The organism is Mesorhizobium sp. B3-1-7, assembly GCF_006439385.1.
Taxonomy (GTDB): domain Bacteria; phylum Pseudomonadota; class Alphaproteobacteria; order Rhizobiales; family Rhizobiaceae; genus Mesorhizobium.
On the sequence record NZ_VFTL01000001.1, the window covers coordinates 1 to 13,468 of the forward strand.

Annotated in this window: 16 protein-coding genes and 1 tRNA gene; 15 read left to right on the forward strand and 2 right to left on the reverse strand. The window is 62.2% G+C overall.

The window, feature by feature from the left end:
* Window positions 1–209 precede the first annotated feature (209 nt).
* The 10 genes from FJ417_RS00010 (at window position 210) to FJ417_RS00055 (ending at window position 8,470) form a co-directional block, all read left to right on the forward strand.
* The gene (locus FJ417_RS00010) at window positions 210–446 is read left to right on the forward strand and encodes a Flp family type IVb pilin (RefSeq protein WP_140782027.1); all 237 of its coding nucleotides are present in this window, start codon (window positions 210–212) and stop codon (window positions 444–446) included.
* Window positions 447–544: 98 nt separating this feature from the next.
* Window positions 545–1,582 carry a Flp pilus assembly protein CpaB gene (cpaB, locus tag FJ417_RS00015; protein WP_140782028.1) on the forward strand — a complete coding sequence of 346 codons (1,038 nt, stop codon included), beginning with the start codon at window positions 545–547 and terminating at the stop codon, window positions 1,580–1,582.
* A gap of 57 nt (window positions 1,583–1,639) precedes the next feature.
* A complete protein-coding gene (locus FJ417_RS00020; RefSeq protein WP_140782029.1) occupies window positions 1,640–3,085 on the forward strand; it encodes a type II and III secretion system protein family protein in 1,446 nt (481 codons plus the stop codon).
* Window positions 3,072–3,368: a hypothetical protein gene (locus tag FJ417_RS00025; RefSeq protein ID WP_140782030.1), complete on the forward strand. Its 297-nt coding sequence runs from the start codon at window positions 3,072–3,074 to the stop codon at window positions 3,366–3,368. Before FJ417_RS00020 ends, FJ417_RS00025 begins: the two co-directional genes overlap by 14 nt.
* Before the next feature lie 68 nt (window positions 3,369–3,436).
* Complete coding sequence (locus tag FJ417_RS00030) at window positions 3,437–5,017, forward strand: pilus assembly protein TadG-related protein (RefSeq protein ID WP_140782031.1); 1,581 nt, start codon at window positions 3,437–3,439, stop codon at window positions 5,015–5,017.
* A 5-nt stretch (window positions 5,018–5,022) separates the two neighbouring features.
* On the forward strand, window positions 5,023–5,553 hold the full coding sequence (locus FJ417_RS00035) for a TadE/TadG family type IV pilus assembly protein (RefSeq protein ID WP_127233882.1): 531 nt from the start codon (window positions 5,023–5,025) through the stop codon (window positions 5,551–5,553).
* Window positions 5,554–5,594: 41 nt separating this feature from the next.
* On the forward strand, window positions 5,595–6,197 hold the full coding sequence (locus FJ417_RS00040) for a TadE/TadG family type IV pilus assembly protein (RefSeq protein ID WP_246687364.1): 603 nt from the start codon (window positions 5,595–5,597) through the stop codon (window positions 6,195–6,197).
* Complete coding sequence (locus FJ417_RS00045) at window positions 6,194–7,357, forward strand: AAA family ATPase (RefSeq protein ID WP_140782032.1); 1,164 nt, start codon at window positions 6,194–6,196, stop codon at window positions 7,355–7,357. The genes FJ417_RS00040 and FJ417_RS00045 overlap by 4 nt, the downstream gene beginning before the upstream one ends.
* Entirely contained in the window at window positions 7,344–7,913 is a 570-nt protein-coding gene (locus tag FJ417_RS00050) for a L,D-transpeptidase (protein WP_140782033.1), read from the forward strand. Before FJ417_RS00045 ends, FJ417_RS00050 begins: the two co-directional genes overlap by 14 nt.
* Window positions 7,910–8,470 carry a hypothetical protein gene (locus tag FJ417_RS00055; RefSeq protein WP_140782034.1) on the forward strand — a complete coding sequence of 187 codons (561 nt, stop codon included), beginning with the start codon at window positions 7,910–7,912 and terminating at the stop codon, window positions 8,468–8,470. Before FJ417_RS00050 ends, FJ417_RS00055 begins: the two co-directional genes overlap by 4 nt.
* A gap of 5 nt (window positions 8,471–8,475) precedes the next feature.
* Here the strand turns inward: FJ417_RS00055 and FJ417_RS00060 are convergent, their stop codons facing one another.
* Window positions 8,476–9,009 carry a hypothetical protein gene (locus tag FJ417_RS00060; RefSeq protein ID WP_140782035.1) on the reverse strand — a complete coding sequence of 178 codons (534 nt, stop codon included), beginning with the start codon at window positions 9,007–9,009 and terminating at the stop codon, window positions 8,476–8,478.
* 205 nt (window positions 9,010–9,214) lie between these two features.
* Between FJ417_RS00060 and FJ417_RS00065 the strand changes: the two genes are divergently transcribed.
* Entirely contained in the window at window positions 9,215–9,919 is a 705-nt protein-coding gene (locus tag FJ417_RS00065) for a thermonuclease family protein (protein WP_246682922.1), read from the forward strand.
* Window positions 9,920–10,173: 254 nt separating this feature from the next.
* On the forward strand, window positions 10,174–10,920 hold the full coding sequence (locus tag FJ417_RS00070) for a GGDEF domain-containing protein (RefSeq protein WP_246687365.1): 747 nt from the start codon (window positions 10,174–10,176) through the stop codon (window positions 10,918–10,920).
* A gap of 45 nt (window positions 10,921–10,965) precedes the next feature.
* Here FJ417_RS00070 and FJ417_RS00075 read toward each other — a convergent pair.
* Window positions 10,966–11,040, reverse strand: a tRNA-Thr gene (locus FJ417_RS00075).
* Between the two features lie 225 nt (window positions 11,041–11,265).
* Between FJ417_RS00075 and FJ417_RS00080 the strand changes: the two genes are divergently transcribed.
* The 3 genes from FJ417_RS00080 (at window position 11,266) to FJ417_RS00090 (ending at window position 13,467) form a co-directional block, all read left to right on the forward strand.
* Window positions 11,266–11,508: a hypothetical protein gene (locus FJ417_RS00080; protein ID WP_140782037.1), complete on the forward strand. Its 243-nt coding sequence runs from the start codon at window positions 11,266–11,268 to the stop codon at window positions 11,506–11,508.
* A gap of 139 nt (window positions 11,509–11,647) precedes the next feature.
* Window positions 11,648–12,940 carry a UDP-N-acetylglucosamine 1-carboxyvinyltransferase gene (gene murA / locus FJ417_RS00085; protein ID WP_140782038.1) on the forward strand — a complete coding sequence of 431 codons (1,293 nt, stop codon included), beginning with the start codon at window positions 11,648–11,650 and terminating at the stop codon, window positions 12,938–12,940.
* A gap of 92 nt (window positions 12,941–13,032) precedes the next feature.
* Window positions 13,033–13,467: a DUF2948 family protein gene (locus tag FJ417_RS00090; protein ID WP_140782039.1), complete on the forward strand. Its 435-nt coding sequence runs from the start codon at window positions 13,033–13,035 to the stop codon at window positions 13,465–13,467.
* Window position 13,468: the final 1 nt, after the last annotated feature.

Sequence of the window (13,468 nt, forward strand, 5' to 3'; positions counted from 1 at the left end):
GCATCATCGCCGGCGCGGCGATCCTGGCGATCATTGCGATCGGCGGCTGGGTGACCGGGCGCTTTTCGGGCCTCTGCACAATCCTGAACGGTAAGGGCATCCTTTCGTCTACCGCCAAGGGCACCTGCGATGCGACAGCGGGAACAGGCACCTGAGGCTATTCGATCAGGCCCGGGTCTACCGATCCGGGCCTGAAGGGGAGAACTTACATGGGCAAGCTTATCGATATGACCCGGCAGTTCCGCGACGATGAGGACGGCGCTGCGATGGTCGAGTATTCCATCCTGATCGGCATCATCGCCGGCGCGGCGATCCTGGCGATCATTGCGATCGGCGGCTGGGTGACCGGGCGCTTTTCGGGCCTCTGCGGTATTCTTGATGGCAAGGGCGTCCTTTCGTCTACCGCCAAGGGCACCTGCGATGCAGTAGCAGGCACAGGTACCTAACGTTTTTAAATCAGGCCCGGATACACACGTCCGGGCCTGATCGGTCGCGGGAGGCTGACGCGGCCGATATTTTTTGGGCCTTCTTGGGGTTTGGGGTTATGCGCGCCAATACAATCGTGATGATCGTTCTGGCCTGTGTTTTCGGCATGCTGGCGGTCGTCTTCGCTAATTTCTGGCTGGCCAGCCAACGCAATGCGCTCGCACGAGGCAATGATGTCCCGAGCGACACCGTCGTTGTCGCGGCCGTTCCTCTCAAGTTCGGCGATACGCTGACTGAAAACAAGCTGCGCGAGATCGCCTGGCCGGTGGGCGCGGTTCCGACCGGCGCGTTCAAGACAATTAAAGAAGCCTTGGCCGGCAACGGCACGCGCCAAGCATTGCAAGCCATTAGTACCAATGAGCCGGTTTTTGCCAGCAAGATCACGGGTCCCGGTCAACGCGCAACGCTTTCGGCGGTGCTGACGGAAGGCATGAAGGCAGTTTCCATCCGGGTCAACGACGTTCTGGGTGTCGCCGGCTTCGTCTTTCCCGGCGACCGGGTGGATATCCTCCTCACACGCACGACGAACGACAGCGGCGTCGCGAAGAGTTTCGTCGATGTCTTGCTGCAAAGTGTCAAAGTTCTTGCGGTTGACCAAGTTGCGGATGAGAGCAAGGACAGCCCGACCGTCGTCAAGGCGGTCACCGTGGAGGTCAGCACCAAGGATGCGCAGAAGCTGACGCTTGCGGCTGGCGCCGGACAATTATCCCTGGCGCTGCGGCAAGCGGCAGGTAACAAAGGCGAAGCGACGGAGCGTGTGACGGTTGCCGACCTGACCGGCGACACGCCGGAAGATATCGCCAAGAGGCAGGCGGAACTCGACAGGCAGAAGGCAGCCGATGCTGCGGCCGCTGAAGAACGCAAGCGTGCCAACGAGAAGATGGACGGCTTGGCCCAAGCCGTGGAGCGGGTTGGAAGCCAGATCGACCAGTTGAGCAAGGTCAAACCTGCACCCGCTGTGGCACCCGCACCACAACCGCAAGAAGTTGTAAAGGAAGTGGTAAAATATGTGCAGCCGGAGCCGCCAGCCCGCGCTACAATCGGGGTATTTCGCGGCGTGAAGCTCGAAACATATGACGTGCCGCGTCAGAGATAGCGAACGGCGCATTCGGATTAAGGGGATCCGAATGGGTCCGCAAGGGGGACGATCTAGATGCGAATTCTTCGAGGATCACTGGCCGCCGCCGCTTTGGCCTGGTCCTGTATTTTGTTGACGTTGAGCCCCGCGGTTCATGCCGCCGACCGCTTCATCGACGTGTCGAGTCCGTCGCTGCACCGCGTGTTCGTGCCCGTTTCTCAATCCGCAACGATCCAGGTCAACGCCACGCTGGGCGATATCGTCGTCGGCGACGAGAAGATCGCCGATGCGCAGCCTATGACCGACAAGACGCTCTACATCATCGGCAAGAGCGTCGGCACCACCACCGTCAATCTGTTTTCCGAGGACAAGCGCTCGCTGGGCGCCATCCAGATCGAGGTCGGCCAGGACGTCAGCGACATGGCGGTAGCCATTCGCCAGGTGGCACCCAAGGCTCGGATCGAGATCGGTTCCATCAACGGCAAGGTTCGCCTGAGCGGCCATGTCAAGGACGCGGCGACGCTGGCATCCATCGTGGAAGTCACTCAGCAATATGGCCCGGACGCCATCATCAATGCCGTCACCATCGACGACAGCGAGCAGGTCAATCTTTCGGTGCGCATCCTGGAAGCCAAGCGTAACGCCGATCGCGATCTCGGGGTATCGCTCAAGGGCTCGAACAAAAGCGGCAAAACAGTTTGGGGAACTGGCGACGCGACTGTCGACAAGGACGGGACCGTGCTCGGAACCGGCGATCTGATTAGCGGACTTCTGTCGGGATCGAGCCCATTTGCGGCATTGATAACGCGCGTTATCGACAGCAACGTCAAAGTCGACCTGATCATCCAGGCGTTGGAAACAAAAGGCGTCGTGCGCACCCTGGCCGAACCGAACCTCACCACGGTGTCCGGCGAGACGGCCAGCTTCAATGCCGGTGGCGAAGTGCCGGTGCGCAGCGTCAATGCCCAAGGCGAAGTCGAGATTGTCTTCAAGCAGTTCGGTGTGAACCTCAACTTCACACCAGTCGTGCTCGACGATGGCAAGATCCACATCAAGCTGGCACCGGAAGTCAGTGACCTGACCGGCTTCACCAGCGCCGGCGATCCGATCTTCACCAACCGCAAGCTATCGACGGTGGTGGACCTGCGCGACGGCCAAAGCTTTGCGGTCGGCGGCTTGCTCTCCAGCAAGAACACCATACAGCAAGACCAGGTGCCGTGGATTGGCCAAGTACCGATCATCGGGGCGCTGTTCCACAACTCGAGCACGGCGAAGGAAGAGACCGAACTAGTGGTTATTGTGACGCCGCATCTCGTGCGGCCGGTGAGGCCCGGCGAGCAACTGGCGACGCCATTCGACAAGACGAAGCCCGCCAACGATCCGGAGCTCATGCTGCTCGGCCAGCTCGAAGTCAGCAAGGACATGATCCGGATGTACGAGCATGGCGAAGGCGTCACCGGGCCTTATGGCCACATGCTGGATGTGAAATCGAAGGACAAGCTGGTCTATGTCAAGAAATAAGCTCCTGCTCGTTCTTCTCGGCACCAGCCTGCTCACGGGCTGCGCGGCCGACTATCTGAACAATTACGACACAATCACGCTTGCTGCCGGCGACTCGCAGAAGGCCAATCAGTTGTTGCAGACGGTCGATCCGTACAATCCGGCTTCGAACAACACGAAGATCGAGGGCAACGGCGCGCGGTCGGTCGGCGTCGTTCAGAAATACAAGCTGCCGCCAAGCACGGCTGCTCCGGCGACGAACATGACGGTCAACGTCGGTCCGTCGGGGACGAGCACACAATGAACTGAACGAAAGGAAGCGGTTGCATCAGGCATGCGAGGCGCCTGACACCAAGGGGTAAGGGGTAGGCCATGCTGCGGACCATTCGCGCGTTCTGGCACGATCAGAGTGGGATAGCGCTGATACTAGTCAGCGTCATGTTGCCAGCCATTATCGGCTTGTCTCTGCTGGCAATCGACATGAGCCGGATGAACAATCTGGACAACGACCTCCAGAAGGGCACGGATGCCTTGGCACTCGCTGCAGCTGCCGAATTGAGCGGCAGATCCGACGCATGGACGCGCGCCGAGAATGCCATTACCAACCTGGTATCCAATAGCACGATGTTCTCTGACGGTGGGTCCGTTTCGCTGACAACCGGGACTGGGGTTTCCACTGTAGACGCAACCTACCCTGCCTGCCGATCAAAAGGGCAGATTTCGTGGTGCTTCCTGGCAAGTATTCCAACGAATGATTCCGATCCTATTACATCGGCCAACTATGCCGCCTCGCCGATCACGACCCGCTTCATCCAGCTGTGGGCTCAGCCGGAAGGCTTCACGCCCATGTTCCCGGTCTCGGTCTCGTCTTCAGGGAGCGCGACCGACAAGAGCTACAATCTTACCGCTGTCTCGGTGGCGGGTTTCACATCGGGTGTTTGCAACTACACGCCTGTGTTCATGTGCAACCCTTATGAGATGGTGAATGGTACCAACACAGCAGGCGGCGTGACGCTGGAGCAGGCCGTAACGGATCCGGCAATCCATCGCCGGCTTATCGAACTTCGGATGGTCGGAAACAATGCCGGGTACGGCCCTGGCAATTTCGGTTTCCTGCAACCGCCGGACGGCGTCGGCAACGGCGCGCAGGCTCTAGCCCAAACAATCGCCACATCGAAGCCGCTGGGTTGCTATTCGGCACAGGGCGTAAACACCAAGACTGGCCAGAACACGGGACCGGTTCAGGACGCCTTCAATGTCCGATTCGGGATCAATGCCAGCGGCAATGCCTTCAACAGCCCGGAATACGGCCCAGCGGAAAACGTACGCAAGGGAGGAGTACGATCCAACGGAAATTCGAGCCAGTGTCCACAATACAATCAGCTGACATTTGACGGCCCCGGTAACAAGGGCCTGCCGAGAGATCAGACGACGCCGTATATGGGCGGCCGTATGGGAGCCGGAGACTACCTGCTTCTTGGGCAGGGAAACTACTGGCAGACCAATTTTGGGAGTGCCTCTTATCCCAGTGCCTGGGATACAACCACGCCGACGCGATATGAGGTCTATAAGTACGAACGTGCGGCTTTGGCGAATGGGACGCTACCCTCCTCGCCCCCCACTGCCGCTCAGTCGCTGGTCGGTGTGCAGTCAACTGGCGGAGAGGTTGGAACGCCACCCAGCGGCTGCCAGCCACCGGTGACGACTGTCGATCGCCGCCTACTCTACGGCGCGTTGTTGAATTGCACTGCGCTTGAGGCGGCCGGCTACGATCTAAACGGCAACAGTGCCAATCTCCCGGTCGAAGCTTTCGCCAGCTTCTTCCTTACGGAGCCGGTTCCGTCGGCCTCCTCCGACGCCTCGGTGATGGTGGAACTGGTGGACATCAGCGGACGCGAGGGGCAGGGTACACTCGACAACTTCCTGCGCGATGAAGCGCAGCTCTATCGGTGACGGTAATGTCGAACCTGCTGTCCCGAACCCTTAAGCGTTTTTGCTTCGATCAGCGCGGTACCGTCCTTGTGGAGATGAGCCTGGTGGCACCGCTGATGCTGATGCTGTCGGCAGGGGTGTTCGAATTCGGCAATCTGATTCATGACAAGTTGTTGATGGAAGCTGGGCTCACCGACGGAGCGCGGTTCGCCGCTCGCTGTAACAGCAAGCTCTACACGGATGCAGGGCTCACAGCGATCGACTGCGCCGATCGCGCCAAGAACATCGCCGTCTTCGGCAATTGGGACGGGACAGCACCCTCACGCATCCCTGGCTGGCAAAAGGCGGATGTCACGATCGACTCGGCCACCTGCACGAACGCTATCGATTCAACTGGCACGGTCCTCTATCTCTCGACGACATCGCAGGTTTGCATCGTAACGGCATCCGGCACCTACGCTTACAGCAATCTGGACAGCGTTGGCCTGCTGTCATTGTTCAACATCACCACTGTCACACTTGGGGCCAGCCATCAGGAGCGGTTGATCCGATTTTGATGATGCTGAAACGATTCCTACGAGCGGAAGACGGAGCAACGATGGTCGAGATGGCCATCGCGATGACGCTTCTGCTCACTCTTACCCTAGGTTTTGTCGATTTCGGCTATGCATTTTATCAGTGGAACGCAGCAACCAAGGCAGTGCAGATCGGCGCGAGGCTCGCCTCGATCTCCGATCCGGCAGTAAACGTAGCCACACTTGCGGCAGCAGATCCGGCTACAAATCCGGGAGCGCCTATCACGGCCGGAACATACTCGTTCGAGTGCAAATATTCCGGCAGCACTGGCGCTTGCAATGGCAATTCCGCGATCTTCAACGCTGCCGCTTTCAGCCGCATTTTCCGCGGCGACACGGCAGTGACCAACGATGATGCCTGCCCGGGGCTGGCAACCAACCAACGGCCAGGGATGTGCCAGTTTTTCCCAGGCTTGCAGCGCTCCAATGTCGTGGTGACCTACACGGCCACTGGCCTTGGCTATCAGACGCGTCTGGGTGGCCCCGTGCCGACCATCACCGTGAGCCTGCAGAACATTACCTTCCAGTTCTTCTTTCTGGGCGGGCTGCTCGGGTTCGCAGACAAAACGATACCATCCATGCTGAGTACGGTAACGGGTGAAGATTTGAAGAGCACATCACCATGAACGCCATCGACACCAGAGTCCTCCCGACCAAGCGAAAGCAGGTGGCGCTGTTTTCGTCCGATCCGAACTTCAAGCGCGACGTCACCACGCGGCTCGACGCGCTGGCGATCTATGACGTCAAGATCTCGGACGCGGCGGAGTTCCTGAAGGGGCCGCCTGTCGACAGCCGGCCCGGCATCATCATCCTCGATCTCGGCAATGGCGAACTGCTCGGCAATCCGGCGATCGTCGAGGCGCGCGCGGCCTGGGCCTCGGTGCCGCTGATCGCGATCTCCGACGAGCTCACCTCCGAGCAGACGCGCGTTCTGGTACGCATGAACGCGTCCGACTGGCTGCACAAGCCGCTCGACGCCAAGGAGCTGCTCAACGCCGTCACCTTCCACGACACCGGCAACCAGGGCACCAAGAGCCGCATCATCACCTTCATCGCCGCCAGCGGTGGCGCCGGCGCCACCACGCTGGCGATCTCGGCGGCCGAGCACCTTGCCTCGAAATCGGCCGAGCGCGCAGCCTCGACCTGCCTCGTCGACCTCGACTTCCAGAGCGCCAATTGCGGCGCCTACCTCAACCAGTTCAACCAGTTCGATCTCTCCGGCATCATCGGCCAGCCGGACCGGCTCGACGTCGAGCTCATGGACGTCATCAAATTGTCGCGGCCGTCCGGCCTGACGCTCTATTCCTTCGAGCGGCCGCAGCTGCCGTTCGAGCCGCACGGTTCCGACTTCGTCTTCAGGCTGCTCGATCTCGTCGCCTACCGCTTCGACGACATCGTCATCGACCTGCCCAATATCGAGACGCCGTGGCACGATTCGGTGCTGCGCACGAGCGACGAGATCTTCATCGTCTTCGAGCTCAACGTCGCGTCGCTGAGGCAAGGCAAGCGGCTCTACAAGAAGATCCGCGAATTGCGCGGCAACAAGGTCAGCATCACGCTGGTCGCCAACAAGCACAAGCGCAAATGGTTCGGCAACCATTTCTCGCGCAGCGAGCTGGAGAAGATCTTCAAGGCGCCGCACATCAAGTCGCTGGCGCTGGACAACGCGCTTCTGGCCGACGCGCTGAACCGCGCCATCCTGCCTTCCGAGGTGGACGGGCGCGCGCGCTTCAACAAGGATTTGAAACGCATGTTCAAGGAGCGGCTGGACAATGCCCAGCGCTAGCCGATCCACTGCCGCGCATCTGGCCAGCGCCTGCCTGGCAGGCATGATGCTCGTGTCGGCCTGCGGTTTGGCGGAGGCCGGATCGCCGCCGCTGCCGGCCATGGGCCCCAGCCTGCGCAAGGCGGTCGCCTTTGAGACCGGCGAGCAGCCAGGCACGATCGTCATCCGCAAGAACGAGAAGGCGCTCTACCTGGTGACGGGCCAGGGCCGGGCGCTGCGCTACCAGATCAGCGTCGGCCGCGACGGCTTCGGCTGGACCGGAACGGTCAAGGTAGCCTCCAAGACCGAATGGCCGCAATGGCGTCCTCCCAAGGAAATGCGCGCGCGCCAGCCGGAACTGCCGGCGATGGTGCCGGCCGGTCCCTACAATCCGCTCGGCGCCCGGGCGCTTTATCTGTCGCGCGACGGGCGCGACACGCTCTATCGCATCCATGGCACCAACGATCCCAAGGGCGTCGGTTTCGACGGCACGTCCGGATGCTTCCGGCTGACGAACACCGATGTGATCGATCTCTTCAAGCGCGTCGCGGTGGGCGCAAAGGTGGTGGTTGAATGACGATGATCAGCGAGCCGGACGCTCCGGCAATCGAACTCGGCCACAGGGAAGCCGCTCCGGGAAAGCCCAGCCGGGCCAGACTGATCGGTGTCCTCGCGGTGGGCGCCGTGCTCGTCACCTTCGTCAACGTGACGGCCGCCGTCTATCTCTATCGTGGCGTCAACGACCTCAAGACGATGGAGGCGCGGCTGGGAGAGCTCGGCCAGTTCGAGCAGCGGATCGGCGCCCGCATCGACACCGTCAACAACGGTTTCCAGAGCCGGTTCGAGACGCTGGACCGTCAGTTGCAGGCGAATTTCGGCCAGATCAACGGCAATATCGCCAAGCTGGAGCAAGGCCAGCCCGTCGCCGCCAGCGAGCCAGCGCCTGGCGCGCCGGAGCCAGCCCTACTCGACAACACCACGGTGGCGGATGCTTCCGCGGCCGACGAAAGCGGCGGCGATGCCGCCGACGCACGGCCCTCGTTCAAGCGGAAGGCCGCGCCTCCAGGCCCCAACCCGGCCTACCAGCGCATCCAGCAACCCGACGGCAAGGTCTATTACAAGAAGATCAACTGAGCAGGTTACAGATCGCGCTGCAGCGCCAGCATGCGGACCGAGCGTGCTTCGGCGCGCTGTCTCGCCTCGCGCAGGAAAGCGACGTGGCAATAGGCGCAGGCCGCGAGACCGAGGCACAGCACCAGGCTATTCTTCAAGCTGAAGTCGAGCATAAGCGAAAAGCGCCAGCCGTTCGGCACGGTGAAGGCGGCGATCGTGCTTGCCGTCTCGGCATGGCTGCTAAGCGCCATCATCTTGCCCGCAAAGAGCAGCGCGGCATGATTGGCCAGAAAGAAGCCGGCCGACCTTTTTGCCTGGCAAATCATCCAGCAGGCGCCTGCCGCGAAGACGATAATGGCAGCATCCAGCGCCAACGACCCGCCGAGATAGACATGCGCCTGCTGCCAGAACATGGTCGAGAACGGGCGCAGCTCCAGCCAGGCATGCCACACAGCGGGGCTGGCCGGATAGAAGCCGAGAAGCATTGCTGCCGCTCGCTCCGCCGCCAGCAGAAGCAGCACCAGGGCCGGAAAGGCAAAAAGCAGTATCGGCTTGCGCATCGTGTCATCCCCTCGACATCCGATCACCGATTCTAGGCCGCATTGGTTGCGCGACACTTAACGCAACGCCTTGCTTTTCAAGGATTGTCGCTCATGTCTAATGTATGATCCGGTTCAACGGGGGTGACGCCGTGTCGACAGGAGCTAACGGGTTGGGCTCGGGCGGCATCATCGACAGCCGCCGCGACCTCGCGGCGTTCCGCGCGTGAGCCAGGCGAATCCGCCCGGCCGCCCGTTGCTGGCGTCCGCGCTCGGCGGTCTCGGGCTGCTCGCAGGCATGGCGCTGATCGCCGAGGGCGGGCGCCGGCTGCCGCCCGCTTCGATCGCATCGGCTCAGGGCGCCGGTGACCTGAAGGCGGCCTCCCATGCCCCGATCCATGACGCGCGGCCGGGCCAGCCGGCGCGCAAGATCGCCGAGGATCTCATTGCGCCGCCGCCGCTCGACCCATCCCGGATCGAGCGCATCGAACCGCGTCCTCCGCTTGGCGAACTCGGGCTTGCGCCGCGACCGAAGACGCCGATGCCGCAGGATTGGCGCGAGACCCTGCTTTTCGGTCCGGTCGCGACCTCCTCGGCGGTCTTCGAAGCCATGGGACGCACGGTTGCCATCAGCGGGACGGTCGACATAGATCCGGACAGGACCTGCACATTCGACGACACCGCCTGGCCCTGCGGCCAGCGGGCGCGGGCCGTCTTCAACGCCTGGCTGCGCGGCCGGGCGCTGAAATGCCTGCTGCCGCCGGACGCCGACCGTTTCGCCATCGCGGCGCCCTGCGCGCTGGGCAAGCAGGATGTCGGCGCCTGGCTGGTTTCAAACGGCTGGGCGATGGCCGCTCCGACCGGCATTTACGGCAAGGCGGAGGTGGTGGCGAGAAACGCCCGGATGGGCATTTTCGGCCCACCGCAATAACGCGACAGCGGGAAAGTCAGTGGCCAGTTCTCCTCGCGGACTTGCGTGAAAGCAGAATGGTCAGAGCGGTTCAGCAATTCTAAAACCTGGGGCGACGACCGGGCCGGTCATCAGCCGCGGGCCGCGGCCGCTGGCGCGCCGGATTCAGCGCTTGCCATGGAGAAGATGCCGACTTGCATCAAATTGTACGCTTTCCTGACACCGAAATCGTAACCGGCCTCCTGTAAACGATGCGTCGAACAGGAGACTGGCCCTTGACCACGAAAACACCGACCGCGCCGGTTCAAACGTGGAAGCACCTCATCTTGCTGGCCGTGCTTGGCACCGCCGCCTGCGTCGCGCTTTCGCTTGGGTTGAACTACCTGCTGCTTTTCAGCGACAGCCTCACACCATTCGGCCGCGGGGCCGTTACGGCAATCGTCGTGCCGATCGTCATCGGTCTGCCGTTGTTTGCCCTCACCGGCTGGCAACAGATCGAGATGCGCCGCTGCCGGCAGGAACTCACCAGGTCCGGCACCTATGACCAGTTGACGGGCTGCCTGAACGGCAAGGTGTTCACCTCGATGGTCGACAGGAGGGCGGCGAGACCGATCGGCCCGCGCTCGGGGGCCTTTCTGGTCATCCATCCGCAACATCTGACATCGATCAACCTGCGTTTCGGCCTCGAATGGGGCGACGAGGCCTTGCGGCTGATCGCGTCGGCCATCCGGTCCGCGGTGCGCAAGGACGATCTGATCGGCCGGATCGGAACCTCGATGTTCGGCGTCTTCCTGCCGGGCGCGAGCGAAGAGGACGCCAAGGACGTGGGCGAGCGCATTCGCGGCACGGTCGGCGAGATCTATTTCGCGCCGAAAGGCGACAAGGACGTGCTTGCGATCAGTGTCGGCGGCGTCATTTTCGAGCGTGAGCTGGATTTCGAGGACATGTTCCGCTTCGCGGAGGAAGGCATGGCCGAGGCCTCGGACGAAGCCGGCCTGCGGCTGTCGCACGTCACCAACTGAGCCGGCGCGATCGCCCGACAGGCTCACTTCGATGTTCTGGAAAGCTGGTGCTGCGAGAGAGGATTGAACTCTCGACCTCTCCCTTACCAAGGGAGTGCTCTACCACTGAGCTACCGCAGCCTGCGATGGCGGCGCTTCTGCCATATCGAACCGGTAAGCGCAAGGCCAAGAAAAACCCAAAGCGTCGCATCTAATTCTTGCCGGCAATTATGCGGGTTTGGGGCGGCATGCGCGGCTGATCCATAGCGTGAAACCGGCTCTCGGCCCGCTTCCATGACATGGGAGCGTTAAAATGCTAGCCATTGCGGAATCGCGGCCGGCTGACCGCCGGCCAAGGATCGGACGATGAACGACAAGGCAAATCCACCGAAAAAGGCAAATCCACCGAAAAAAGGCGATGGCGAGCGCAAGGACCGGCTGGCCGAGGCGCTGCGCGCCAATCTGCAGAAGCGCAAGGCCCAGACGCGGTCGCGGCGCGCCGGCGACGCTGACAAGGAGCGCGCCCGCGACACTGACAAGCAGCGCGCCCGCGACGCGGACCAAAGGTCCGAAGGATTGCCGGCTGCTGGAAAAATGCACAAGGACTGACCAAATCAGCCATACTGGCCGGCCATAGTCGGCCCGGTTTCAAGAAGATCCTATTTCTTGAACCAAGCCGGCCAATGGTCTAAGCCGGGCGCATCAACCGATTGAAACCGGCCTGTTCTGGCCGAGGGGACGTTTTCTCATGGATCGCATCAGAATTGTCGGCGGCAATGAGCTGGCCGGCACCATTCCGATCTCGGGCGCCAAGAATGCGGCATTGCCGCTGATGATCGCCTCGCTGCTCACCGACGACACGCTGACGCTCGAAAACGTGCCGCATCTGGCCGATGTCGAGCAGTTGATCCGCATCCTCGGCAATCACGGCGTCGACTACTCGGTCAACGGCCGGCGCGAAAAGCAGCAGGAAGGCTATTCGCGCACCATCAATTTTTCCGCCCGCAACATCGTCGACACTACCGCGCCTTATGAGCTTGTTTCGAAGATGCGCGCTTCTTTCTGGGTGATCGGACCGTTGCTGGCCCGCATGGGCGAGGCCAAGGTGTCGCTGCCCGGCGGCTGCGCCATCGGCACGCGCCCGGTCGACCTGTTCCTCGAGGGCCTGCAGGTTCTCGGCGCGGAGCTCGACGTCGACAATGGCTATGTCATGGCCAAGACCAAGAACGGCCGCCTGATCGGCAATCGCTACGTGTTTCCCAAGGTGTCGGTCGGCGCCACCCACGTGCTGATGATGGCGGCCTCGCTCGCCAAGGGCGAGACAGTGCTGGAGAACGCCGCCTGCGAGCCGGAAATCGTCAATCTCGCCGAATGCCTGATCGCCATGGGCGCCAGGATCCACGGCGCCGGCACCTCGACCATCACCATCCACGGCGTCGAGGCGCTGTCGGGCGCCCGCGTGCGCGTCATCCCCGACCGCATCGAGACCGGCACCTACGCCATGGCCGTCGCCATGACCGGCGGTGACGTGATGCTCCACGGCGCCCGACCCGATCTGTTGCAGACCGCGCTCGATGTTCTTGTCGAGACCGGCGCGGAGATCACGCCGACCAATGAGGGAATCCGCGTCAAGCGCAACGGCGCCGGCATTGCGCCGGTCGACGTCACGACCGCCCCCTTCCCCGCCTTCCCGACCGACCTGCAGGCGCAGTTCATGGGCCTGATGACGATGGCCAAGGGCAAGTCGCGTATCACCGAGACGATCTTCGAGAACCGCTTCATGCATGTGCAGGAGCTCGCCCGGTTGGGCGCCCACATCACGCTTTCCGGCCAGACGGCGATTGTCGACGGCGTCGCCAAGCTCAAGGGCGCGCCCGTGATGGCGACCGACCTGCGCGCCTCGGTGTCGCTGGTGATCGCCGGCCTTGCCGCCGAGGGCGAGACCACGGTCAATCGCGTCTACCACCTCGACCGCGGCTTCGAGCGGCTGGAAGAGAAGCTTTCCGGCTGCGGCGCGGTGATCGAGCGGATTTCGGGCTGACGCTTACCCGCATCTGCCTCGGGCGAGTTGCACCGGCGGGAAAGACCGCATAACAGAGGGCTGAATTATCAACCTTCAGGTGCGCATTCGGCATGGCAGCTCTCAAGCTCATCGCGCTCGACGAACAGGATCTGAGCATCGTCTCGGCGCATGTCCAGGACGCCGTGATAAAGGTCTCCGATCTTGAATATCTGCCGGCGGCCAAGCGCTTCGTGCTGACCATGAACCGCTTCGTCTGGGAAGCGAAATCCGGCCTGTTCCGCCAGCACAATGAACGGCGCCAGAGCGTTCTGCATTTCGATCGCGTACTCGGCGCCAAGACCAGCGGCATTGCGCGCGACAAGCCGGCCGAGGTGCTGTCGCTGCTGGCGATCAGCTTCATCGCCATCAGCAAGCCGGCCGGCATCGTCGAACTGGTGTTTTCGGGCGGCGGCACCATCATCCTCGACGTCGAATGCGTCGAGGCACGGCTTGCCGATGTCGGCGGCTCCTGGGAAGCCACCTCGCGACCCGTGCACAGAGGCTAAA